This window comes from Streptomyces sp. NPDC002577, from assembly GCF_053594815.1.
Genome location: NZ_JBSFWK010000055.1, coordinates 1 through 20,588 on the forward strand (window position 1 = coordinate 1; position 20,588 = coordinate 20,588).

A 20,588-nucleotide genomic window follows, 5' to 3' on the forward strand; every position below is an offset into this window, starting at 1 on the left:
CTCGTGCTCTTCGGCCTCAGCCAGAAGCCTCGCAGGCACGGTGAGCTCGTCGACCTCATCGGCGGCGTCTCGCGCAAGGTCCTCACCCAGACGCTACGCCGGCTCCAGCAGTACGGCCTGGTCGACCGCCATGCCGAAGCGCCACGGCGGGTCGAATACAGCCTCACCGACCTCGGCCGGACCCTCATCGAGCCCATCGAGGTCCTGACGAAACTAAGGCGTTCGTGGCGTAGCGCGAGTGGCTGACCGTGGTGCTGCTGCCCGGATAAGCGCCGGAGCTGAATCCGGTGGAGGCCCTGTGGGCGCACATCAAACGGAGCCTGGCCAACCTGGCCGCCGTACCCTCACCGAGCTGGAGACTCTGCTCCGCCGACGACTGAAAGCGCTGCAGTACCGGCACGGCGCCCTCGACGGGTTCCTTGCAGCCACCCGCCTCAGTCTCGAAAGACCCAGCTGACCCCGAGACGCCGAAAATCGGTAAACGCCCTCTCAGAGGGTAACGACGATCTTTTTCGCGGAGACGCCGTTCTTGAGCTGTTGCAGCGCGTCAGGGATGCGTGCGAGTCCGTGGCCGACGACGGTCGCGTCCGGTGCGGCGCGGTAGGCGCCGGTGGAGAGTGCCGTCGGCAGGAAGCTGACGTAGATCGCCGGTCCGACCTCGTTGTCCTTCAGGGTGCCGCCCCAGATGCTGCTCACCCGCACACCGAGCCGCCGCGCGCGCCGTCCCGCGATGCGCGTGAACAGTGCGGGCTGCGCCGAGGCGATCCGCTTGCTGCCCGCGGTCCTGGCCGCGATCGCGATCGTCTTCGTGAGCGACCTGGATCCGATCGCGAGCGTGCCCGCGAGCGGACTGCCGCCGATCCGTTCCACGATTTCCTCGACGGCGGTGGGGCTGCTGCGGTCTACGGTCTCGGCGGCGCCCAGGGATCGGACGTAGTCGAAGTTGTGCGGTGAGGCAGTGGCCACGACCTGGTAGCCGGCGTTGCGGGCGAGCTGGATCGCGTTGGCCCCGACACTTGTCGAACCACCCCATACGAGCACCGTCTCCGACCGGTCGACGGGGTCGGAGAGGTCGGGTTCACCCGGGATCGCCAGTCCCAGGTGGTCCTGCTGGAACATGCCGGTCGAGGCGGTCGAGAGGGCCAGCGGGAGCACGGCCGCCTGCGTGAAGGGCAGCGAGTCGGGGATGGGGGAGACCATGTGCTGCATGAGCACGACGTAGTGCTGGAAGGCGCTCTCGGCTGCGCGGTTCTGCGACTTCTCGACGCCGAACGCGTGCCCGAGGACGCGATCGCCTGGCCGAAGCCGTGTCACGCCCGAACCGGTCTCGACGACTTCGCCGGCGACGTCCGAGCCCACGACGGCCGGGAAGGTCAGCCAGGGCAGGGCCAGGCGGTAGAGGAAGCCCGGTATGCCGTCGATGGGATTCACGGCGATCGCCCGCACACGGACGACGACCTCGTTCGCCGCCGGAGGCGTGTAGGGGGCGGGCCCCACCTCGAAGCGCGCGCCTCGCTTCGGCAGCCACAGCGCGGTGTTCTGACGGGTCATCTCCGGGCCTCTTTCCGTTACCAGATCGCTCGGCTGGGTCGTCGGGTCGTGTGAACCGCACCTGCGAGACTAGGCAGTGTCTAGTAACTAGTCAACGTCTATTTTCATAGTATGAAGCCATGTCTCATCGGCCTTTCCACCACGGCAATCTCCGTGCCGTGCTGCTCGAACAGGCGGAGGCGGTGCTTCGTGATCGTGGGATCGACGCGCTGTCCCTCCGGGAACTGGCGCGTGAGGCGGGCGTCAGCCATGGAGCTCCCCGAAGCCATTTCGTCGACCGGAGCGCCCTGCTCGACGCATTGGCGGAACGGGGCTTCGTCCGGCTTGCCGACCAGATTCACGAGGCGGCTTCGCAGGTTTCGGCGGACCATGCCCGCGCCCTTCACGCGGCGGCTTCGGCATACCTGAGGTTCGCCGAGCGGGACCCGGCGCTGCTCGACCTCATGTTCGCGACGAAGGCCGACGGTCCCTCGGAAGCGGTCCGAAGCGCCGCGGAACGCCTGTTCGGCGCCATGACCGACATCATGAACGCGGGTGTCGAAGCGGGCGCGTACAACGCACGCGACGTCGGCCGGCTGACCCTGCTGCTGTCCGCTACGGTTCAGGGCATCTCGGCGCTCGTCACGTCCCGACGGATCACGACGTCTCAGGGCGAGATGCTGATCGATGATGCCATCTCGGTCTTCCTTACGGGCGTATCGGCTGAACGCGGCCAGTGAGAGACCGTCACCTCATCCGGACCGGCCTGGTCCGACCACCGCCTACCAGGCCACCCTGAACGCCTTCAACCAGCACCCCAGCCGGGCATTCCGAGTCCGCGAACTGCATGAACTCCTCGGCATGCCCGCCGACGACCCGGCCCTGAACGTCACACGCAGCCGCCTCGGACGCCTCCGGGGCGATCTAGCGGCGATGCTGCCAGCAGCCTCTGACAAGGGGCGCACTGCCCAGCCCGTCAGGTTGCTGGCGCGAGCAACGCTGGGTCTCCCACGGACCGGCAAGTCGTAGACATCGACGTTCGGGACGGTCCCTGGTTCAGAGAAGCTTGTGTCAGATGCTCACTCCTCCGGCCGGATCCGGCCCGACGGGCACGGCTCGTCGACATCCGCGACAACCTCCTCGCCCGCATCGCCGAAGCCGAGCGCGAAGGCTGGCTGGGCGCAGTCGAGGGGCTCCAGGTCAGCCTCACCGGAGCAAAGGAGAAACTTGCCCAGCTCGACCGCCGCCCCACCGCACCGCCCGACCCGGCCCAGTTCCCGCGCCTGGAGCCTGCCGGAGGCGGCGTCCGGAGCCCCGGCCCCAGGATTCCGCCACTCACTAGGATTCCACCATGATCCAGGACGGTGAATCGATGCGCGGCAGCCTGTCGACGGTGCGCCGTGAGGGCGAGACCATCCTCAGGCCCTGGCGCGTATGGACCCCCGCGGTGCGGGAACTACTGCGCCACCTGGAGCAGGTGGGATTTGCTGGCGTGCCGCGCGCCCTGGGTGACGGTCCCGTGGACGGCCACGAGGTGGTGTCGCTGCTGCGCGGCGAAGTCGGGCTGTACCCGTGGCCGCGGGCGCTCCTCGCGGACGAGGGCGTCACCGCGCTCGGGCGGTGGCTGCGCGACTATCACGAGGCCGTACGCGACTTCCGGCCCTCGTCGCAGGCCGTCTGGTGCGACCCAGACGCCCGCTGGCGTCCCGGGCTGATCATGCGTCACGGTGACCTGACGAGCTGGAACTCGGTCTGGGCGGACGACCGCCTGGTGGGCGTCATTGACTGGGACCTGGCCATCCCCGGCGAGGCATTGGACGACCTCGCACAACTGGCCTGGTACAGCGTGCCTTTGCGGCTTCCCGATCGTCAGCGCAGGGTCGGCTGCGGCTGCTCTGCGACGCCTACGGCGCGGACCCAGCCGATGTGCTGGACGCGCTGGCGCAGTTGCAACGCGACGAGACCGAGCGGATAGCACGCCTGGGCCCGCTCGGCGCGGACCCCTGGGCGGTGTTCCTGCGGCAGAACTTCATCCCGGACATCGAGGAGGAGCGCGTGTGGGCGCTGGCCCGGCGCGAGGAACTCCTCGGCCACGATTGACGCGAGCCGGCCGGACGCTGGCGCGTGGCAAACCACTGACGCTCAGCACCTTCCGGAGTTGGTTCAGAGAAGCCTGCATCCGTTGCGAAGTCGCCAGTTCCGTCCTCTTCGCAGTCCACCTCGGGAAGATCGCACGGCACCAGTTCATCGTCTTGTCGGCGCCGGTGCGAGATGGTCAGGAGGTTGGAGCGGCGAGGTAATCGCCGTGCTTCAGGTCTTCCAACAGTGTCCGGTGGGTGGGCGACCAGCCGAGCAGCTCCTGGGTGTGAGCGCTGGAGACGGGCCCGTCGAAGCCGTAGGCGGTGGCCATGAACGGGCTCACGAAATGCGTGGCAGCCTCGTCGGGGGTCAGCGAGACCGCGGGCAGATCCAGGCCGCGGGCGATCGTCTCTGCGATGCTCTTCAGGGTGACGCCGCTTTCGGCCACTCCATGCAGCACGCTGCCTGCAGGCGCCTTCTCCAGTGCCAGGCGGAACAGGACCGCCGCGTCGAGCCTATGTACGGCAGGCCACCGGTTGGTGCCGTCGCCGACGTAGGCCGACACACCGGTCTTTCGCGCGGTGGCGATGAGCATGGGGATGAAACCGTGGTCTTCGGGGCCGTGGACGGTAGGAGCGAGCCGGACCACGCTCGCACGCACTCCCCGGGTGGCGAAGCCCAGACAAGCCCGCTCACCCGCGATGCGGAAGGCGGCAATCCCGGCCGCGTCGGGCTCGTCCTTCTCGGTGGTCTCCCGGCCGGCGGGCATGACCAGGGTGCCCGAAGTAACGACGAGCGGCTTGCCCGAGTTTTCCAAGGGCTGCCCAAGCGTCTCGATCGCGGTTCGGTCGCGCCTCATCATGTCGTCGAGGTCAGAGAAGTCGCCGCCGTAGGCCATGTGCAGGACGCCGTCGGCGGCTCCGGCGCCGCTGCGCAGGCTGTCGATGTCGTCCAGGGAGCCGCGGTGTGGTGTGGCCCCCAGTGACTCCAGCCGGGCGGCGGCGGCATCCGAGCGCGCCAGCCCGGTGACGGTGTGGCCAGCCGTGATGAGTTCGGAGACGACGGCGGGGCCGGTCTGGCCGGAACCACCGGTAACAAAGACATGCATGAACACTCTCTCCGCTTAACGCCAGTGACTGGCACTACGTAGTGCCAGTCACTGACATTAGGTAGCGCCAGTCACTGGCGTCAAGTAGCGCCATTAACTGACACATCCGATATCCTCGGAGGGTGCCACGGAGCGGAGTAGAAGCGCGCCGCCGCCTTCAGCAGGCGGCGCTGGAGCTGTACCAGGAACGCGGGTTCGACCAGACCACGACGGCTGAGATCGCCGCCCGGGCCGGCGTCAACGAGCGCACGTTCTTCCGGCACTTCCCGGACAAGCGCGAGGTGCTCTTCGACGGCGAAGCCGACCTGCGGGCCGCGCTGATGCAGGCCGTGGCCGAAGCGCCCGATGGTCTCCAGCCGCTCGAGGTGCTGCTCTGCGCCTTCCGGAGAGCCGGACGGATCCTCGAGGAAAACCGCCCGTTCTCCGAACCGCGACTGGCGATCATCGCGGTGACCCCAGCGCTCCGCGAACGCGATCTGGCCAAGGCCGCGTCGCTCACCGAAGCCGTAGCGGAGGCGCTGGTGCAGCGCGGTGTCGCCGACCGGTTGGCCAACCTGGCTGCTCAGACCGGCTGGGCCGCCTTCCACCACGCGGCCCAAGCCTGGATCGACGACCCCTCACTGGGCTTGGACACACATCTCTTCCGAGCCTTCGATGATCTGCGCGCCCTCTCCGCGAGAGTCGTACCGACGAAGGCACACACCGAAAGCTGATACAACCTCGTCCGCGGTCACCCATCGTTGCGACTGGACCGCATCACGGAGCGACTTCTGATTACGCGGGGTCGCCCGTTTCGCACCCCGCCACGGCCGCCGTGGCGGGGTACTCATCCCAGGTCCGGCCATCGAGCAAACGGCCGCCGGCCTTCGGAGTCAGGCCACCGACCCGCTTGAAGAACAGAGCCACCCGGAGATCAACACACCGGTCTCGAATGTCGCGGACCCAAGCCAAGGCCAACGGCCGGTGAGCCGAGCCGCTCTCGCCACCGACGATCACCCAGTCGATCCCCGACAGCTCCAGGAACGGCACCGGTCCCAGCAACGGCTCCAGCGACAAGAACCGGACGGTAGCCGGGAAGCCCCGCAGCTCATCAGCCCGCCAGCAATACCGCCGCTGACCGGATCGAATAGTCCGCGCAGGCGGAAAATCAGCGCAACAGCTCGGGCCTGTTCATGTACGCGATCAAGGCGACGATGCCAGCAGCGAGCAACATCAACACAATCGCGAGCACAATCCCCCGAAGATCGTCGCCCGGCCCACCCTTCCGGCCGCCTCCACCGCCACTGCTACTGGAGAAGACTCCCCCGTCATTCCCCCCGCCATGGCTGCCACCGTCGCCCCCGCCACCGCCACCGTCCATACGCACTCTCCTCCCGCTATTGGGCCAATGGTGCCGTTGCCGCTTGCCGGGTGCCCAGCACCCGGGCCGCCTCTGGTTGACCAACGGTGCCGCGCCGGGCTCCTCGCCCGGCTTCCGGTGCGCTGTCACGCTCCCCGGCGCTCCACCTGTCACGCACCGCCCTGACCTGCGCGTTCGCGATGTTCCTGCCGGGTGGGCGAGCGTGATGGGCGGAGCGTGACACCGGTCCGGGGTGCCCTGTGAGGTATGAGGATCACAGGGCGTTTGGCCAGGTCGGCCTGCCTGTGAGTCGAGACCGTCGGACTCTGGCTCGTGCACTGCTGGGTGGTCATCCTCGCAGTGCCGCAATCGCGGTCGCCGTCGGCATGCACTTCGCCGCCGAATTCGGCCACCTCGGCGGGCGCCTGGACGACGCGACGGCGGACCGCCACCGCATTTGGGCCGCGGGCGACATGCTGGAAGCCGCCCTGGCTTTGCACGAGAAGAACCGACAGCACCTGGACACGAGGTTCTCGTGAACAAAGCCACCGCCCGGCATGCTGGCCCGGCGAGGTGTTCACCGCTGCCGGTCAGCAACTCGTATGCGCCGTGGTTCCGCACAGGTTGTGGGTACCTTCCGGCGTGGGCGCAAGAGCATCACTCGGGCAGGGGATGGGTGTGACCACGAGCGATAGTTGGCGGTTCCGATCGTTAGTTGGCGAGCGGTAGCCGCGTGCTGGTCTGATGGGGGCTGGGCGATGAGGCACTTGAGGTAGGCGTCCGCGTCGCGCAGGACACGTTCGGTGGTAGCCACAGCCGCCAACACGTTAGGACAGCCCCCATGGGCGGAGCTTGTCCGGGTTGCGCACCGCCCAGATGTGCGTGATCCGGTCGTCGTCGGCAACCTTGAAGGCGAACACCGTCTCGATCCGGCCCCCGGACTCGATGACCAGGCCCGGCAGCCCGTTGACCGTGCGCTCGACGATCGTCCGGGGCGCCGCGAAGCGGGCGATCGTCAGGTAGAGGTGGGCGATCTGCTCGGCGCCCTCGATCGGCAGCAGGTGGGCGATGGCGCGGCCGCCACCGTCGGAGATCGCGGTGGCGCGCGGGTCAAGCAGGCCGATCAGGGCCTCGATGTCCTGCGTCTCCCAGGCCGCCTTGAACCGCCGGACGACGCTCGCCTGCCGGGCCGCGTCCGGGCTCGCCTCGGCCCGCGCGGCAGCGATGCGGCGGCGGGCCGAGGACGCCAGCTGACGGCACGCCGCCGGGCTGCGGCCGACGATCTCGGCCACCTCGGCGAACGGGTAGCGGAAGACGTCGTGCAGCACGAACGCGACGCGCTCGGCCGGGGTCATCGACTCGAACACGACCAGGAAGGCCATGGTCACCGACTCGTCGAGGGTGATCCGGTCGGCCGGGTCCACACCGGCGCCGCCCGCCGCCCCGGCGATCCACTCGGCCGGGTCGGGCAGCGGCTCCGGGATCCATTCGCCGACGTAGGCCTCCCGCCGGACGCGCGCCGAGCCGAGCAGGTTCAGGCAGATGCGGCCGGCCACCTTCGTCAGCCAGGCGCCCGGTGACTCGATGGCTCCCTGCTCCGCCCGGGACATCGCGTACCAGCGGGTGTAGGTCTCCTGGACGACATCCTCCGCGTCGGCCAGGGACCCGAGCAGCCGGTAGGCGAGATTGAGCAGTTGTCGCCGCTCGCTCATGATCGCGCTCAGCCCCGGGTCCCGCTGCTCGTCTGCCTGCCGCTGTGTCTGTTCCGACGGAGTGGTCATTCGCTCTCTGGCTCCCTCGTTCACGTGCCCTCTCCCGTACGACAAATCAGAGCGGCGGAATGTGAGGTCCGCGCCTCGCCTCACATTCGGCGGGGCTGCGTTGTCGGACTGGTGAAGACGAATACACCATCCACAGGACAGGACGCTCAGCATGAACGACTTCCAGGAGATCGCCGACCGCGTCGAGATCGAGGCACTGCGCGGCGAGTTCACCGACGCGGTGATGCTGCGCGACTGCGCTCGCCTCGCCGCGCTGTTCACCCCCGACGGAGTTCTGCGCATGCCCAACGTCCCGGTCGAGCTCATCGGCCGGGAGGAGATCCGGACCGGACGCGAACGCCTGCAGAGCCAGTGGGACTTCTTCGTGCAGAACAGCCACCCGGGCACCATCCGGATCGACGGCGACACCGCCACCGGTCGCACCTACATGCAGGAGATCGCGCGTGTGCTCGACGGCCGCTCGGGCCTGAACTTTGCCGTCTACCACGACACCTACCGGCGTACGCCGGAGGGATGGCAGTTCACCGAGCGGGTCTACGAGGTCAGGTACGTCGACACGACCCCGCTGGGAGGTTCGGCGCCCGGCCCCGACGCTCAGGCGCACGACTTCGGTAAGGCCGGGGACACCGGTCGGGCACCGGGTGCCGGTGAGGCGGACGCGTCGGCCACGGGGGTGGCCGACGACTTCGCCGCACCGGCGTCCGCCGAACGGCTGGACCGGGCGACCGCGGCGCTGCGGGCGAACGGCTTCACCGCCGAACTGCTCGACGACGCCGCGGCGGCCCGCGCCCGCATCAAGGAACTGATACCGGAGGGCGCGGGCGTGTTCACCGGGGCCAGCGAGACGCTTCGGCTCTCCGGCATCGCGCAGGACATCGAGGCGGGCGACCGCTACCAGGCCATCCGGCCGCGCGTGCTGAAGATGGACCGCGCCACCGAGCTCGACCAGATCCGCCGGCTGATGGCCTCCCCCGACGTCTTCGTCGCCAGCGTCACGGCCGTCACCGAGACCGGCTCGCTCGTCATCGCCTCGGGCAGCGGCAGCCAGCTGCCCGCCTCCGCCGGCGGCGCCGCGAGGGCGATCTGGGTCGTCGGTGCGCAAAAGGTGGTGCCCGACCTGAGCACCGCACTGCGCCGGGTCGACGAGCACGCCCTCCCGCTGGAAACCGCGCGCGCCCAGGCGGTTTACGGGCAGCCGAGCGCGGTCAACCGTCTGCTCGTCCTCAACACCGAGCCGCAGCCCGGACGCGGCATCGTCCTGCTGCTGCGCGAGGCCATCGGATTCTGACATCCCGCGCGGTGACGACGTCAGAACGCCGCGGGGGCGGACGGCGAGCCGTATCGGGCTCGCCGTCCGCCCCCGCGCCCTGCCTTAGCGGGTGCTGCCGCGTCTAGCTGACGAGCAACGAGCCGAACACCAGAGCCCGTTACCCGCCCGGCCGCGCATCGCATCCCGACTCGTTCGCCGTCATGGTCCGCCCCCTACACGCCGCCGATCACAGCACTCGTCACTGCGCGGAGCCACCGAACTTCTCGCGACCGAACTGGCAGAGCCCCGGCTCGGCAGTGACGCCCTGCTGCCCGCACTGCTCGACGCCCTGTTGCTGTACGTCATGCGGGCCTGGCTCGATGAGCGGCCCCGGCACGATGCAACCACCGGCTGGACCGCGGCCCTGCACGACTCGGCCATCCACGCCGCACTCCAGGGCATTCACGGCGCGCCGCAACGACCGTGGACGGTGGGAGAGTTGGGAGCACTGGCGGGTCTGTCTCGAGCGGCATTCGCACGGCGGTTCACCACCCTGGTAGGTCAACCACCGCTGTCGTACCTGACCTGGTGGCGCATGACCACCGCAGCCCGGCTCCTCCGCGACTCCGATGCTCCGCTCAAGACCGTGGCCAACCGGATCGGATATACATCCGAGTTCGCGTTCAGCACGGCCTTCAAGCGGGAGCACGGCCTGACCCCCGGCGTCTACAGACGCCAGACGACATCCGCAGATCTTGACACCACGGACGCCGGCCCGTTGGCGGGAGAAATCGGCGGTGCTTTCAGCGCGCTGCTGCTCTTCGTACGCGTCGGCCATCTGCCGCGTGTACTGGGCGAGCAGAGTGTCCTGTTCGGCGCGGGAGGTGCCGGCCAGCCGCAACGCCATCCGGCCACGCCTGGAGGCTGCCTCGATGCGTTCCTTGATGGCCTTGGCCTGCTCGGCTGCGGCCGCGGCGCGGCGGGCGGTGTCGATCTGCTGCTGGGCGCATGCGGCGAGCCGGTCGGGCTCGGCGAGGACGGCGGCCGCGGCCCGCGCGGTGCGCTGCCCGGCGCTGGGCTGTTCGGCCGCGGCGGCCGCCAGCTCCTGCGCCTGGCGCGTCTGCTGGTCGGCGGGGTGCTCGGTGGACGCCGGCCGCGCGCAGCGCCTTCGCGAGCTGTGCCTCCAGCCGGGCCAGAGGAAGCGCCCCGTATGGGCGGGCGTCGCGGTCGTCCCATGCCGGGAAGTCTGGTTCATCGGCTGCACCAAGGCCACGGGCTCCTATTCCACGGCACCGTCAAGCCCGTTCTGGTTTGCGAGTGGGTGTCCGAGCGTGTGAAGAGGGACCATCCCCGCGGGTGCGGGGAGCAGGTCCTCTCTCCGTACGGCTGTCGCGTCGTGGGAGCGTCCTCGTGGTGTGAGGATCACGAACTCGCCGGTCGCTCGCTCCTGGTATCTGTGCTCTCGTGACTGATGACGAGAGCAACGTGCCCGCCGGGTGGTTCAACATCGTTCTGAGACCCTGAGAACGGCCCATACGCGTGTCCCTGTTGAGGCTATCTGACCCTTGAAGCACGCGGCCAGGACGAGCACGACGAAGAGGTAGTCCGCGGAGGCCCGAACGGGTCACTCAGCCTTGTCGAAGCACAGCGCAACTTCGACGAGCTCGGCGCATGTGACCTGAAGTGGGTTGAATATGTCCGCTCCCCATCTCCTGAGGGGCGGAAGTACAAGTCGTGACCTCATAGTTCAGCTGTGCTGCGTCTTGGCTTGGTGCCCGCGTTGTGGTGATCGGGCCGGCTACAGGCCTCGCCGGTCGCGAGTACTCTGCCCCGTCGTGTCGGTGGCCCTGCGGCAGGCCGCCCCTGAAGCCGATCTCTCAGACCCCACCTGGGGCGAACTCCTCGGCCCCGGCTGGTCCATGGAGCTCAACATCGGCTCGAAGGACCCTGTGGACTCGATCATGCTCCACATACGCGGCTCCGGGGACGACGTCCTCAATCCTGTCTTCCGCCTCGCCACCACACTCCGTTGCAGGGTGCTCGACTGCTCGGAGGGAGACCTGATAACCCCGCAGGACACCACAGGCTGGCACGCCTTCCAGGAGTACCGCGACCACATCTCCGGACAACTGCCACCCGGCCACGCATGACGGCACTGTCAGTGCCGCCTCCTACCATCCGGCCATGAGCATGATCGGAGAGTACGTCCGTCTCGCACCCGCTGAACTTGATCGCGCACTCCACGACCCCGAGTGGGCCCAGGAGTTCGTCGACGAGCTGATCGAGGCGGAGCTGGACAAGAGACCCGAGGCGTCCGAAGCCCGCTGTCACGACACCGACAAGGCATGGCATGCCATCGACTTCCTGCTCCGCCACCTCGGATTCCCCGTCGACATCGTCCATGGCGAGGAAGAGATCCCCGGGACAGAGGACTGGGGCTATGGGCCACCCCGCTACCTCACTCCAGAACGTGTCCGCATCGCCGCTGAAGCGCTCACTGCCACGCCCCATGACGCGCTGATCGACGGTGTCACCCCGGTAGATCTCGCCCAAGCCGACATCTACCCCAACATCATCTGGGAACGCGGCGAATCGCTGGACTATGTGACCAGCCACTACCAGGCACTGATTCCGTTCTTCCAGGCGGCAGCCCGCCACGGGCACGCCATGGTCATCTGGCTCAGCTAGCCACGCCCACCGGACCGTGCCGCGCCCCAAGCTCAACCTGCACAAGAACGGGCGCGCAGGAGGACCGGTTCGTGCGTCCCGAACCAACAGACGACGCGAGTACCCGCTGGCCTTGTCTTGCTCTTCCCTGCGGTGAGGTGGTCGGACCCAGGTAGAGGATCCTGCGCGCCATCCAGGCAGACGCCGATGCCGAGGGCCGGAGGAGATCGAGGCAGGTCGCGAGTAGTCGGCTGGCCACGACCGCAGGTGCCGGTCCAGCAGCTCAAGGAACTCCACGATCGCGCCGGCGCAGTCCGTCAGCAGCTCGTCACAGCCGTGACTTCCTGCCGCGCATCGCATGATCGTCCCGGCGAGTCCACGCGCCCGAGCGCTCCGGGAGGCGAGGCGAACGAGGCGCGGCAGGGCGGCGAAACTGGCGGGGAACACCAAGTCATGTGAGGACCGCCGGTAACCGAGCTCATCCCGCGTTTCTGCGTCGTCCTCGCGCTCCACCCGCTCCAAGAGCTCGGGGACGCGATCGACGTCCCCGAAGCAGTCGTACACCTGCGCCCAGTTCACCACCTGGGCATTTGACCGCCCTGAGGTGGACGCGGATGATTCCGCACCTACAGATTCCGCTGGTCTCCACGACCCACCGGCCAGACCCCAGCCCGAGACCGTGACCGTTGATGCCTCCAACCGATACGTTCCGAGGTGTGAGCTCTGACGAGGCCCCCGGGAGACGGGCGACGACCACGGCTTCACCCGGGCAGTCCGCGCCGGGACGGCAGATGTGGCCGCTGTACGCCGCCGGATTCACCACCGCGTTCGGCGCGCACGGTATCGCCGCGAATCTCGGCGGCCTGTCCGGCGACGCGGTGACCTCGCTCCTCGTACTGGGCGGGCTGCTCGCCCTCTACGACGGTGCCGAGGTATTGCTCAAACCGCTGTTCGGGACGCTCGCCGACCGGATCGGTGCCCGGCCCGTGCTGCTGGGCGGGCTCGTCGCCTTCGCCGCCGCGTCCGCCGCGTATGTCGTGGCGGACTCCCCCGGCTGGCTGTGGGCGGCCCGGCTCGGCCAGGGAGCCGCCGCCTCGGCGTTCTCGCCGTCCGCGTCGGCGCTGGTGGCACGGCTGAACCCGGCGTCCGGCCACGGGCGGGCGTACGGCAGCTACGGCTTCTACAAGTCGATCGGCTACACGCTCGGTCCGCTGCTCGGCGGCGTGCTGGTGTGGGCCGGCGGCCTGCGATCGCTGTTCGCGGTCCTGGCGGTGCTGGGCGCGGTGGTCGCCCTCTGGGCTGCGCTGTCCGTACCGCACGTACCGCCGCTGCCCAAGGCCCGGCAGACGCTGCTCGACCTGGCCCGGCGGCTTGCCGATCCGGTCTTCCTGGGTCCGACGGCCGCGCTGGCCGGGGCGACGGCCGCGCTCTCGGTGGGCGTGGGGTTCCTGCCGGTGTCCGGCGCCGCGGCGGGGCTCGGCACCGTCGCCACCGGAGCGGCGGTGTCCGTGCTGGCGGCCTGCGCCGCGTTCGTCCAGCCGAAGGCGGGCCGCGCGCTGGACGACGGGCGGCTCACCGTACGCCGGGGCCTCACGGCGGGCCTGCTGATCACGGCGGCGGGGCTCGGCTGCGCGACGCTACCCGGCCTCGTGGGCGTGTTGAGCGGCGCCGTCCTGATCGGAGCCGGCACCGGGCTGATCACACCCCTGGGGTTCGCGGCCCTGGCCACCGGCACGCCCGCCGATCGGATCGGTCAGACCATGGGCGCCGCCGAACTCGGCCGGGAACTGGGTGACGCGGGCGGCCCCCTCCTCGTCGCCGCCGTCGCCACGCTGTCCGCTCTCACCTACGGGTACGCGGCGCTCGCGCTTCTGCTCGTGGCCGGTCCGCTGCTGGCCCTCGCAGCACGCCGCGGAGGGCAGGGCCAGGCCCGCGCAGGCCGCCGTCCGGGCGGCGGAGACGTAACGGAGGCCGACGTCGAATAGCACCACGGCACGCACCGGGCCGCCCTCACCCGGTCGCACCCGTGTCACCCGGGGACGCTACGCTGCCCCACGGCGAAGTCTGATCAGCGCATTATCAGCGCGTGCACGCAGCACCGCCGCCACAGCCGTCCCATCCCGTCACGCACCACCTACCAGCACCGTCACGCCTTCCGTACGCCCGCCCCCTGACCTGCGAGTCCGCGGTCAGCTCATGATCAGCACTTGGATCCGCACTTCATGTCTTGGTTTGAATCCTTCATCCTCGGACTCGTCCAGGGGCTGACCGAATTCCTCCCCATCTCCTCGAGCGCTCATCTGCGGCTGACCGCGGCCTTCGCGGGCTGGCACGACCCCGGTGCCGCGTTCACGGCCATCACGCAGATCGGCACGGAGGCGGCGGTGCTGATCTACTTCCGCAAGGACATCGCGCGGATCGTCTCGGCGTGGTTCCGGTCACTCGCGAACAAGGCCATGCGCAGCGACCACGACGCGCAGATGGGCTGGCTGGTGATCGTCGGTTCGCTGCCGATCGGCGTGCTGGGTATCACGTTCAAGGACCAGATCGAGGGCCCGTTCCGCGACCTTCGGCTGATCGCCACCACGCTCATCGTGATGGGCGTCATCCTCGGCATAGCCGACCGCCTCGCGGCGCGCGACGAGAACGGCGGCAAGCACCGCGCGGTGAAGGAGCGCAAGACGCTGCAGGATCTCGGCGTACGGGACGGCCTGATCTACGGCGTCTGCCAGGCGATGGCCCTGGTCCCCGGCGTCTCCCGGTCCGGGGCCACCATCAGCGGCGGCCTGCTCATGGGCTACAAGCGCGAGGCCGCCGCCCGTTACTCGTTCCTCCTGGCCGTCCCCGCGGTGCTCGCCTCCGGAGTCTTCGAACTCAAGGACGCGGGTGAGGGCGGCCATGTCTCCTGGGGCCCGACGATCTTCGCGACCCTCATCGCCTTCGCTGTCGGATACGCGGTGATCGCGTGGTTCATGAAGTTCATCTCGACCAAGAGCTTCATGCCCTTCGTGTACTACCGGGTCCTCCTCGGCATCGTGCTGTTCGCCCTGGTGACGGCGGGGGTCCTCAGCCCGCACGCGGGCGAGTCCGCCGGCTGAGGCGTCGGCTGCCCGTCCGGCGTCAGGGAGCCACGATCTCCGCCAGCGACCTGAGGCTGTCGATCCGCCAGTCGGCCGCCTCGACGACGGCCGGGTCGTCGGCCCAGAAGTGCCCCCACGGTCCGCGGCGGATATGGGCCACGCGCAGCCCGGCCTCCTTGGCGGGGAAGACGTCGTTGGCGGGATGGTCACCGACGTACAGGGTCTCGTGCGGTTCGGCCCGCGCCACCTCGAGGACTCGCTCGTAGAACTCGGGGGCCGGCTTCGCGACGCCCCAGTCCCCCGAGGTCACGATGAGATGGACGGGCAGGTCGAGGTCCCGTAGGAGTTCCGCGGCGCGCGAGGTCTGGTTCCCGGCGACGATGAGGCGCATGCCGAGTCCGAGAAGCCCGGCGAGGGCGGGCCGGGCGTCCGGGTAGAGGTCGGACTCGGCGAGATCCTCGCCGTGCCCCGCCGCCTCCCGGGCGTAGTACTCGGCGTCGACGTCGATGCCTGGCCGCACCAGACGCAGGGCCTCGACGCTGTCGCCGCCCCTGGAGACGACGGCCCCCACGAGGGCGGAGAGCGTGTGCCGCGGCACGTCGAGCCAGTCGGCCCATGACGCCCAGTACCGGTCGTCCTTGGTGAGGGTCTCGCCCACATCGAGCACGATGGTGTGAATCATCGCCCGCATCCTACGGCGCCGACGGCCGGACATCGGCGGGCCACGACCGAGAGCCCGGCGACTACGTTTCGAAGGCCGTCGTGGCTACGCCCGAAGGTGCCCGATGAGTTCCTCGTCCGCGGGATACGGCCTCTCCGCGGGAAGCAGGCCCGACGCACCGGACAGGTCGCCTTCACGCACGCGCGCGTGGACCTCCCTGGCGAGCGGAGTCACGTCCGTGATGCCGACCGTCCACTCGTCCGCGTACCGGCGGGCGGCCTCGCCGGAGAGCCCCAGCTGCAGGGACCGGTGCGGCAGCGGCCGCAGGTGGAGGTCACGCTCGGGGTCCCACTGCACGCGCGCGGGCGCCTGCTTCAACTGCCGCTTCCAGTCGCCTTCGTCGGCGTGGAGCCCGGGGACGAAGTGCGAGAGGCAGGCGTTGCGCAGAGCCCATTCGAAGCCGTCGCGGCTGATCTCCACGGCCAGGACGGTCTCCTGCCCCTCCTTAGTGCCCCATCCGCAGCGGTACATCATCCACAGGAACGACGGCTTGATCCATGTCATCCGGTCGCGCTTCCAGGCGGCCGGAAAGCGCCCGTCACGCGCCGCGGGCAGCCCGATCCCCGGGGTGTACGCCTGGTACACGGTGACCGTGGACGCCGTGTGAACGGCACGTATGCGCTGTCTCGGCTCTTGTTCTTTCAGGTTCGGTTCTTTCAGGTTCGGTTCTTTCAGTTTTGGTTCTTCTTTCTCGATCAGATGCGTTTCTTCCACGGTGATCAGAGTGGTGCCAGGCGTCCGGATCCTGCCAGTCATTTGTGCGGCATGGTCGACGTAGTCACCTGCACGCCCCTTGGCGCGGCGCGCCGCGTGCTCAAGACTGAACCGATGACGCAGCGCATGGAACTCGCGACCGTGATGGACCGGCTCGCCATCGATGCACTGATCACCGACTACGCGGTGACCGTCGACGACGGTGACTGGGCGGCGTACAGAGGGCTGTTCACCCCTGACGGACGAGCGGACTACCGTTCGGCCGGCGGCATCGAAGGGGACGCCGCGCAGGTCGCCGGGTGGCTGGCCGGAGCGATGGAGCTCTTCCCGATGCGGCAGCATCTGATCGTCAACCGCCGCGTGCGGTTCGCGATCCTGGACCACGACACCGGCGACGCCGCGCGCGTGCAGGCCGACTACGTCAATCCGATGCGGTTGGCGGGAGGCGACGGGGCCGCCGCCACGACGTCCACGGCTCCGGACTTCGTCTGCGGCGGCCGTTACGCGTTCTCGCTGCTGCGTACGGACGGCGGCTGGCGGCTGCGTCAGGTCGTCGTGGAGGAGAAGTGGCGCCGGGTCCGGCAGGCGCAGGAAGCACCCGCCGCCACCTGAGGCGTCCCGTCCCAGGGCAGACCGTCCGGGGCCGGGCGCCGGCTCGCGCACGGGCTGCCGGCGACGTGCCAGGCAGTCGGCGCCGCGCTCGGACTGCCGGCGGTGTCCCCTGCCTGCGCTCATGCCCCCTGTCCGAGATCGTCCCGGACGCGCACACTGGACAACAGGCACCGGGCCGCGGCGATCTCGGGGGCGGCACCGGGCCGCAGGGCACCTGGGAGGCAGGGCATGGATGTGCTCGGCGCACACCGTCTCGACGTGCGACGACTCGATGTGCGACGACTCGACACTCGGCTCGGCAGCCGGGACGCCTGGCTCGAGCGTCTCGACTCCCCCTGGTGGCGCGGCGCGGCGGTCTTGGTGGCCGGCGCACTGCCCGCGCTCGCCTTCCCCGCGCCGTCGTTGTGGTGGTTCGCCTACGTCGCGCTCGTGCCCTGGATCCTGCTGGTGCGCTCGGCCGGCACGGAGCGCCGGGCCCTGCTCGACGGGTGGCTCGGCGGCATGGGCTTCATGCTGGCCGTGCACCACTGGCTGCTGCCCAGCCTCCACGTGTTCCTGTTCATACTCGCCGCCCTGCTGGGGCTGCTGTGGGCGCCCTGGGGCTGGCTGGTACGGCATGTGCTGGGCGGCCGGCCCACGCCGGGGCGGGTCCTGACGGCGCTGGTCGTCGTGCCGTCGGGCTGGCTGATGATCGAACTGGTGAGGTCCTGGCAGGGCCTGGGCGGCCCGTGGGGACTGCTCGGCTCCAGCCAGTGGCAGGTCGCGCCGGCGCTGCGGCTGGCCTCGCTGGGCGGGGTGTGGCTGATCAGTCTGGCCGTCGTCGCCGTCAACACCGCGGTCGCGGCGCTGGTTTCGGTGCGGGCGGCGCGGGTTCCGGCGGTGGCCGGGCTTGTCGCCGTGGCGACCGCCGGCTCCGCGGCCTGGATATGGGCGCCCCGGCCCGAGCCTGCGGGCAGCACCCGTATCGCCGTCGTGCAGCCTGGCGTCATCGACGGCGTCGGGGGCCCCGAGAAGCGCTTCGCGCGCGAGGAGGCCCTCACCCGGACCCTGGCCGGCCGGCACCTGGACCTCGTCGTCTGGGGCGAGAGCAGTGTGGGGTTCGACCTGTCCGCCCGCCCCGACCTGGCGAAGCGGACAGCCGCCCTGTCCCGGCAGGTCGGCGCCGACATCCTGGTGAACGTCGACGCCCGCCGCTCCGACCGGCCCGGCATCTACAAGAGCTCGGTCCTCATCGGGCCGGACGGCCCGACCGGCGAACGCTACGACAAGATGCGGCTCGTTCCCTTCGGCGAGTACATACCGGCCCGTTCCCTCCTGGGCTGGGCGACCTCCGTGGGCAAGGCCGCGGGCGAGGACCGCATGCGGGGCACTCACCAGGTGCTGATGCCGGTGAACGGCGGCCCCACGATCGGGCCGATGGTCTGCTTCGAGACGGCCTTTCCCGACATGAGCCGTTCCCTCACCCGCGACGGTGCGCAGGTGCTGGTCGCCCAGTCGGCGACGTCCACGTTCCAGCACAGCTGGGCCCCGCAGCAGCATGCGTCACTGGCGGCGATCCGGGCCGCCGAGACGGGCCGCCCGATGGTGCACGCCACGCTCACCGGCGTCTCCGCCGTCTACGGCCCGAGCGGTGAACGGATCGGCGCGCCGCTCGGCACGAGCGCGAGCGCCGCCGCGGTCTACCAGGTGCCGCTGGCCCGGGGCACGACACCCTTCGTCCGGTTCGGCGACTGGCCCGTGCACACCGCCCTCGCCGCACTGATCGCGCTCTGCGCGGCCGAGGTCGTACTCGCCGTCAGGCGCCCTGTTCCTCGATCTCGCGTACGACCCGCTCACACAGCTCATGGGTCTCCAGCGCATCCCGCGCGCTGAGCACCTTGCCCGCCCGTACGGCGTCGAGAAAGGCGAGCACCGCCTGCTCGATGCCGCGCTGCCGGGGCACCGGCACCCAGTCCCCGCGCCGCCGCACGGTCGGCTGCCCCTTGTGGTCGACGACCTCGGCGAGGTTGAGCACCTGCCGCTTGGTGTCCTGCCCGGACACCTCGAGGATCTCCTCCGTGGATCCGCTGAGCCGGTTCATGATGCCGATCGCGGTGAACCCGTCCCCGCCCAGCTGCAGGACGACGTGGTGCAGCAGCCCCTTCTCGAGGCGCGCCCGCACACCGAAGTGGTCGAGCGGTCCGGGCGCCAGGAAGCGCAGGGTGTCGACGACGTGGATGAAGTCGTCGAGCACGACCGTGCGCGGTCTGGCCGGCAGGCCGATGCGGTTCTTCTGCATCACGATCAGGTCGCGCGGGTGCTCGGTGCACTGGGCGTAGCCGGGTGCGAAGCGCCGGTTGAAGCCCACGGCGAGGCTGGTGTTCCGCTCCTCCGCGAGGCCGACGAGCCGCTCGGAGTCCGCGAGTTCGTACGCGAGCGGCTTGTCCACGTAGGTCGCGACACCCGCCTCGAGCAGCCGCGCGGCGATCTCGGGGTGCACCTCGGTCGGCGCGTGCACGAAGGCCGCGTCGAGGTCCTGGGCGAGCAGCGCGTCCAGGTCGGTGTGGCAGCGCTCGGCGGGGATGTGGTGGACGGCGGCGATCCGCTCGAGCGTCGCGGGCGTCCGCGTCTGCAGATGCAGCTCCACGCCCGGCTGCGTGGTGAGCACGGGCAGATACGCCTTCTGCGCGATGTCACCGAGTCCGATGCAGCCGACCTTCACAGATGTTCTCCTCGCCTGGCGGTGGAGGCACCCCGGTGGGGCCCGGTCAGATGCGGGCCTGGTCGGGTGCGGACCCGGTCACGTGTTCCCGAAGCATACGGCTGCTGGGGCGGCCGCCCGTCGGCGATGCCGTCGAAGGTACGCAGGAGGAGCCCCGGCCCGAGCCGGGAGAAGGCGGACATGAGCGCCGTGCGCATCGCCACGGCGGGGCGGCTGTCGACGGACGGCAGGCGGGCGTCCTGTGCGGCCTTGCGGACGTTCGCGGAGGTGCGCGGCAGCCGATCGGCGCTGTAGGCGGCCAGGCCGGCGGCGCCCGGCTCGCCGCCGGGCGGTACGTGGCGGGGTCGTTCGACGCTCGGGTGCCGAGCCTCGAGGAGCTGGTCGCCGGCCTGCGGGAGCTGCTGAAGGGGATGCTGATCGAATAACCGCTGGTGACCTGGCGTGTGCTTTGGCCAGGATGGCACCCATGACGACACAGTCCACGCACCGCACCAAGACGCCCACGAACGCAGGCGAACGCGCCATGTTGGAGGCATGGCTTGAGTTCCACCGGACCACCCTTGCGATGAAGTGCGAGGGCCTCGACGACGAGCAGCTTCGGCGCGCCTCCGTACCGCCGTCGGACCTGTCGCTGCTCGGGCTCGTCCGCCATATGGCCGAGGTCGAACGAGCCTGGTTCCGCCGGGTGCTGGCGGGCGAGGACGCCCCGCCGATCTACTACGACGACGCCGACCCGGACGGCGACCTCCACCCCACCGGGTCCGACACCCGCGAGGCGGCGTTCCCCGTCTGGCAGGCCGAGATCGAGGCGGCCCGCGCCCTGGCCGCGCAGTACGAGCTGGACGATCTGGCCACCGGCAAGTCCCGCAGCGGCGAACCGTTCAACCTCCGGTGGATCTACGTGCACATGATCGAGGAGTACGCCCGCCACAACGGCCACGCGGACCTTCTGCGCGAATGCATCGACGGGGCGACGGGCGACTGAGTCCCGACGGACCGAAACCGTG

Annotated in this window: 23 protein-coding genes and 2 pseudogenes; 17 read left to right on the forward strand and 8 right to left on the reverse strand. The window is 69.9% G+C overall.

Annotated elements, in window-relative coordinates; genetic code table 11:
- Together ACWD4J_RS38480 and ACWD4J_RS38485 are read left to right on the forward strand one after the other, a co-directional pair.
- Nucleotides 1–246: winged helix-turn-helix transcriptional regulator (locus tag ACWD4J_RS38480; RefSeq protein ID WP_451400198.1), on the forward strand; the 246-nt coding region annotated here is incomplete at its 5' end.
- Nucleotides 234–457 (forward strand): annotated as a pseudogene (locus tag ACWD4J_RS38485) (IS630 family transposase); the annotation flags it as partial. The gene ACWD4J_RS38480 and the pseudogene ACWD4J_RS38485, both read left to right, overlap by 13 nt.
- Before the next feature lie 32 nt (nt 458–489).
- Here ACWD4J_RS38485 and ACWD4J_RS38490 read toward each other — a convergent pair.
- Nucleotides 490–1,551: a zinc-binding alcohol dehydrogenase family protein gene (locus ACWD4J_RS38490; RefSeq protein ID WP_451400199.1), complete on the reverse strand. Its 1,062-nt coding sequence runs from the start codon at nt 1,549–1,551 to the stop codon at nt 490–492.
- Nucleotides 1,552–1,709: 158 nt separating this feature from the next.
- Between ACWD4J_RS38490 and ACWD4J_RS38495 the strand changes: the two genes are divergently transcribed.
- The 3 genes from ACWD4J_RS38495 to ACWD4J_RS38505 all read left to right on the forward strand — a co-directional run bounded on the left by ACWD4J_RS38495 (nt 1,710) and on the right by ACWD4J_RS38505 (nt 3,630).
- The gene (locus tag ACWD4J_RS38495; protein ID WP_451400200.1) at nt 1,710–2,270 is read left to right on the forward strand and encodes a TetR/AcrR family transcriptional regulator; all 561 of its coding nucleotides are present in this window, start codon (nt 1,710–1,712) and stop codon (nt 2,268–2,270) included.
- Nucleotides 2,271–2,881: 611 nt separating this feature from the next.
- Nucleotides 2,882–3,505, forward strand: a complete 624-nt coding sequence (locus ACWD4J_RS38500; RefSeq protein WP_451400201.1) for a phosphotransferase — start codon at nt 2,882–2,884, stop codon at nt 3,503–3,505.
- Nucleotides 3,478–3,630: a hypothetical protein gene (locus ACWD4J_RS38505; protein ID WP_451400202.1), complete on the forward strand. Its 153-nt coding sequence runs from the start codon at nt 3,478–3,480 to the stop codon at nt 3,628–3,630. The genes ACWD4J_RS38500 and ACWD4J_RS38505 overlap by 28 nt, the downstream gene beginning before the upstream one ends.
- Nucleotides 3,631–3,805: 175 nt before the next feature.
- Here ACWD4J_RS38505 and ACWD4J_RS38510 read toward each other — a convergent pair whose 3' ends face one another.
- Nucleotides 3,806–4,717 (reverse strand): SDR family oxidoreductase, encoded by a 912-nt coding sequence (locus tag ACWD4J_RS38510; protein WP_451400203.1) that lies wholly within the window; start codon nt 4,715–4,717, stop codon nt 3,806–3,808.
- Nucleotides 4,718–4,839: 122 nt separating this feature from the next.
- Here ACWD4J_RS38510 and ACWD4J_RS38515 point away from each other — a divergent pair, with 122 nt between their 5' ends.
- On the forward strand, nt 4,840–5,430 hold the full coding sequence (locus tag ACWD4J_RS38515) for a TetR family transcriptional regulator (protein ID WP_451400204.1): 591 nt from the start codon (nt 4,840–4,842) through the stop codon (nt 5,428–5,430).
- Nucleotides 5,431–5,491: 61 nt separating this feature from the next.
- Here ACWD4J_RS38515 and ACWD4J_RS38520 read toward each other — a convergent pair whose 3' ends face one another.
- Nucleotides 5,492–5,845, reverse strand: a complete 354-nt coding sequence (locus tag ACWD4J_RS38520) for a DUF5131 family protein (RefSeq protein ID WP_451400251.1) — start codon at nt 5,843–5,845, stop codon at nt 5,492–5,494.
- Nucleotides 5,846–6,442: 597 nt separating this feature from the next.
- Between ACWD4J_RS38520 and ACWD4J_RS38525 the strand changes: the two genes are divergently transcribed.
- Nucleotides 6,443–6,595, forward strand: a complete 153-nt coding sequence (locus tag ACWD4J_RS38525; protein WP_451400256.1) for a hypothetical protein — start codon at nt 6,443–6,445, stop codon at nt 6,593–6,595.
- Between the two features lie 288 nt (nt 6,596–6,883).
- Here the strand turns inward: ACWD4J_RS38525 and sigJ are convergent, their stop codons facing one another.
- Nucleotides 6,884–7,837, reverse strand: a complete 954-nt coding sequence (gene sigJ / locus ACWD4J_RS38530; RefSeq protein WP_451400205.1) for an RNA polymerase sigma factor SigJ — start codon at nt 7,835–7,837, stop codon at nt 6,884–6,886.
- Between the two features lie 151 nt (nt 7,838–7,988).
- Between sigJ and ACWD4J_RS38535 the strand changes: the two genes are divergently transcribed.
- The 7 genes and pseudogenes from ACWD4J_RS38535 to ACWD4J_RS38565 all read left to right on the forward strand — a co-directional run bounded on the left by ACWD4J_RS38535 (nt 7,989) and on the right by ACWD4J_RS38565 (nt 14,851).
- Nucleotides 7,989–9,125 (forward strand): LUD domain-containing protein, encoded by a 1,137-nt coding sequence (locus ACWD4J_RS38535; protein WP_451400206.1) that lies wholly within the window; start codon nt 7,989–7,991, stop codon nt 9,123–9,125.
- 202 nt (nt 9,126–9,327) lie between these two features.
- A pseudogene (locus ACWD4J_RS38540) lies at nt 9,328–9,822 on the forward strand (helix-turn-helix transcriptional regulator); the annotation flags it as partial.
- Nucleotides 9,823–10,644: 822 nt separating this feature from the next.
- Nucleotides 10,645–10,824 (forward strand): CPCC family cysteine-rich protein, encoded by a 180-nt coding sequence (locus tag ACWD4J_RS38545; protein ID WP_451400252.1) that lies wholly within the window; start codon nt 10,645–10,647, stop codon nt 10,822–10,824.
- 97 nt (nt 10,825–10,921) lie between these two features.
- Nucleotides 10,922–11,236, forward strand: coding sequence for a hypothetical protein (locus ACWD4J_RS38550; RefSeq protein WP_451400207.1), 315 nt, complete (start codon nt 10,922–10,924; stop codon nt 11,234–11,236).
- Nucleotides 11,237–11,270: 34 nt separating this feature from the next.
- Nucleotides 11,271–11,774 carry a YfbM family protein gene (locus ACWD4J_RS38555; protein WP_451400208.1) on the forward strand — a complete coding sequence of 168 codons (504 nt, stop codon included), beginning with the start codon at nt 11,271–11,273 and terminating at the stop codon, nt 11,772–11,774.
- Nucleotides 11,775–12,544: 770 nt separating this feature from the next.
- Nucleotides 12,545–13,738 (forward strand): MFS transporter, encoded by a 1,194-nt coding sequence (locus ACWD4J_RS38560; protein ID WP_451400253.1) that lies wholly within the window; start codon nt 12,545–12,547, stop codon nt 13,736–13,738.
- A gap of 237 nt (nt 13,739–13,975) precedes the next feature.
- Nucleotides 13,976–14,851 carry an undecaprenyl-diphosphate phosphatase gene (locus ACWD4J_RS38565; protein WP_451400209.1) on the forward strand — a complete coding sequence of 292 codons (876 nt, stop codon included), beginning with the start codon at nt 13,976–13,978 and terminating at the stop codon, nt 14,849–14,851.
- A gap of 22 nt (nt 14,852–14,873) precedes the next feature.
- Here the strand turns inward: ACWD4J_RS38565 and ACWD4J_RS38570 are convergent, their stop codons facing one another.
- Entirely contained in the window at nt 14,874–15,515 is a 642-nt protein-coding gene (locus ACWD4J_RS38570; RefSeq protein ID WP_451400210.1) for an HAD family hydrolase, read from the reverse strand.
- Between the two features lie 84 nt (nt 15,516–15,599).
- Nucleotides 15,600–16,139 (reverse strand): DUF4291 domain-containing protein, encoded by a 540-nt coding sequence (locus ACWD4J_RS38575; RefSeq protein ID WP_451400211.1) that lies wholly within the window; start codon nt 16,137–16,139, stop codon nt 15,600–15,602.
- A gap of 243 nt (nt 16,140–16,382) precedes the next feature.
- Here ACWD4J_RS38575 and ACWD4J_RS38580 point away from each other — a divergent pair, with 243 nt between their 5' ends.
- Together ACWD4J_RS38580 and lnt are read left to right on the forward strand one after the other, a co-directional pair.
- A complete protein-coding gene (locus tag ACWD4J_RS38580) occupies nt 16,383–16,880 on the forward strand; it encodes a nuclear transport factor 2 family protein (RefSeq protein ID WP_451400254.1) in 498 nt (165 codons plus the stop codon).
- Nucleotides 16,881–17,108: 228 nt separating this feature from the next.
- The gene (lnt, locus tag ACWD4J_RS38585) at nt 17,109–18,752 is read left to right on the forward strand and encodes an apolipoprotein N-acyltransferase (RefSeq protein WP_451400212.1); all 1,644 of its coding nucleotides are present in this window, start codon (nt 17,109–17,111) and stop codon (nt 18,750–18,752) included.
- On the opposite strand, the gene ACWD4J_RS38590 is transcribed toward lnt, so the two are convergent.
- Together ACWD4J_RS38590 and ACWD4J_RS38595 are read right to left on the reverse strand one after the other, a co-directional pair.
- Nucleotides 18,676–19,581, reverse strand: coding sequence for a Gfo/Idh/MocA family protein (locus tag ACWD4J_RS38590; RefSeq protein WP_451400213.1), 906 nt, complete (start codon nt 19,579–19,581; stop codon nt 18,676–18,678). The genes lnt and ACWD4J_RS38590 overlap by 77 nt on opposite strands.
- Nucleotides 19,578–20,045 (reverse strand): hypothetical protein, encoded by a 468-nt coding sequence (locus ACWD4J_RS38595; RefSeq protein WP_451400214.1) that lies wholly within the window; start codon nt 20,043–20,045, stop codon nt 19,578–19,580. Before ACWD4J_RS38595 ends, ACWD4J_RS38590 begins: the two co-directional genes overlap by 4 nt.
- Before the next feature lie 2 nt (nt 20,046–20,047).
- On the opposite strand from ACWD4J_RS38595, the gene ACWD4J_RS38600 reads away from it, so the two are divergent.
- Nucleotides 20,048–20,566, forward strand: coding sequence for a DinB family protein (locus ACWD4J_RS38600; protein WP_451400215.1), 519 nt, complete (start codon nt 20,048–20,050; stop codon nt 20,564–20,566).
- Nucleotides 20,567–20,588: the final 22 nt, after the last annotated feature.

What these genes read in the sequence shown, in the direction of transcription:
- ACWD4J_RS38560 (WP_451400253.1), top strand. Translation starts at nt 12,545, where the DNA reads ATGTGGCCGCTGTACGCCGCCGGATTCACCACCGCGTTCGGCGCGCAC.
- ACWD4J_RS38525 (WP_451400256.1), top strand. Translation starts at nt 6,443, where the DNA reads ATGCACTTCGCCGCCGAATTCGGCCACCTCGGCGGGCGCCTGGACGAC.
- ACWD4J_RS38600 (WP_451400215.1), top strand. Translation starts at nt 20,048, where the DNA reads ATGACGACACAGTCCACGCACCGCACCAAGACGCCCACGAACGCAGGC.
- sigJ (WP_451400205.1), bottom strand. Translation starts at nt 7,837, where the DNA reads ATGACCACTCCGTCGGAACAGACACAGCGGCAGGCAGACGAGCAGCGG.
- ACWD4J_RS38580 (WP_451400254.1), top strand. Translation starts at nt 16,383, where the DNA reads ATGACGCAGCGCATGGAACTCGCGACCGTGATGGACCGGCTCGCCATC.
- ACWD4J_RS38510 (WP_451400203.1), bottom strand. Translation starts at nt 4,717, where the DNA reads ATGCATGTCTTTGTTACCGGTGGTTCCGGCCAGACCGGCCCCGCCGTC.
- lnt (WP_451400212.1), top strand. Translation starts at nt 17,109, where the DNA reads ATGGATGTGCTCGGCGCACACCGTCTCGACGTGCGACGACTCGATGTG.
- ACWD4J_RS38490 (WP_451400199.1), bottom strand. Translation starts at nt 1,551, where the DNA reads ATGACCCGTCAGAACACCGCGCTGTGGCTGCCGAAGCGAGGCGCGCGC.
- ACWD4J_RS38535 (WP_451400206.1), top strand. Translation starts at nt 7,989, where the DNA reads ATGAACGACTTCCAGGAGATCGCCGACCGCGTCGAGATCGAGGCACTG.
- ACWD4J_RS38500 (WP_451400201.1), top strand. Translation starts at nt 2,882, where the DNA reads ATGATCCAGGACGGTGAATCGATGCGCGGCAGCCTGTCGACGGTGCGC.
- ACWD4J_RS38565 (WP_451400209.1), top strand. Translation starts at nt 13,976, where the DNA reads ATGTCTTGGTTTGAATCCTTCATCCTCGGACTCGTCCAGGGGCTGACC.
- ACWD4J_RS38570 (WP_451400210.1), bottom strand. Translation starts at nt 15,515, where the DNA reads ATGATTCACACCATCGTGCTCGATGTGGGCGAGACCCTCACCAAGGAC.
- ACWD4J_RS38555 (WP_451400208.1), top strand. Translation starts at nt 11,271, where the DNA reads ATGAGCATGATCGGAGAGTACGTCCGTCTCGCACCCGCTGAACTTGAT.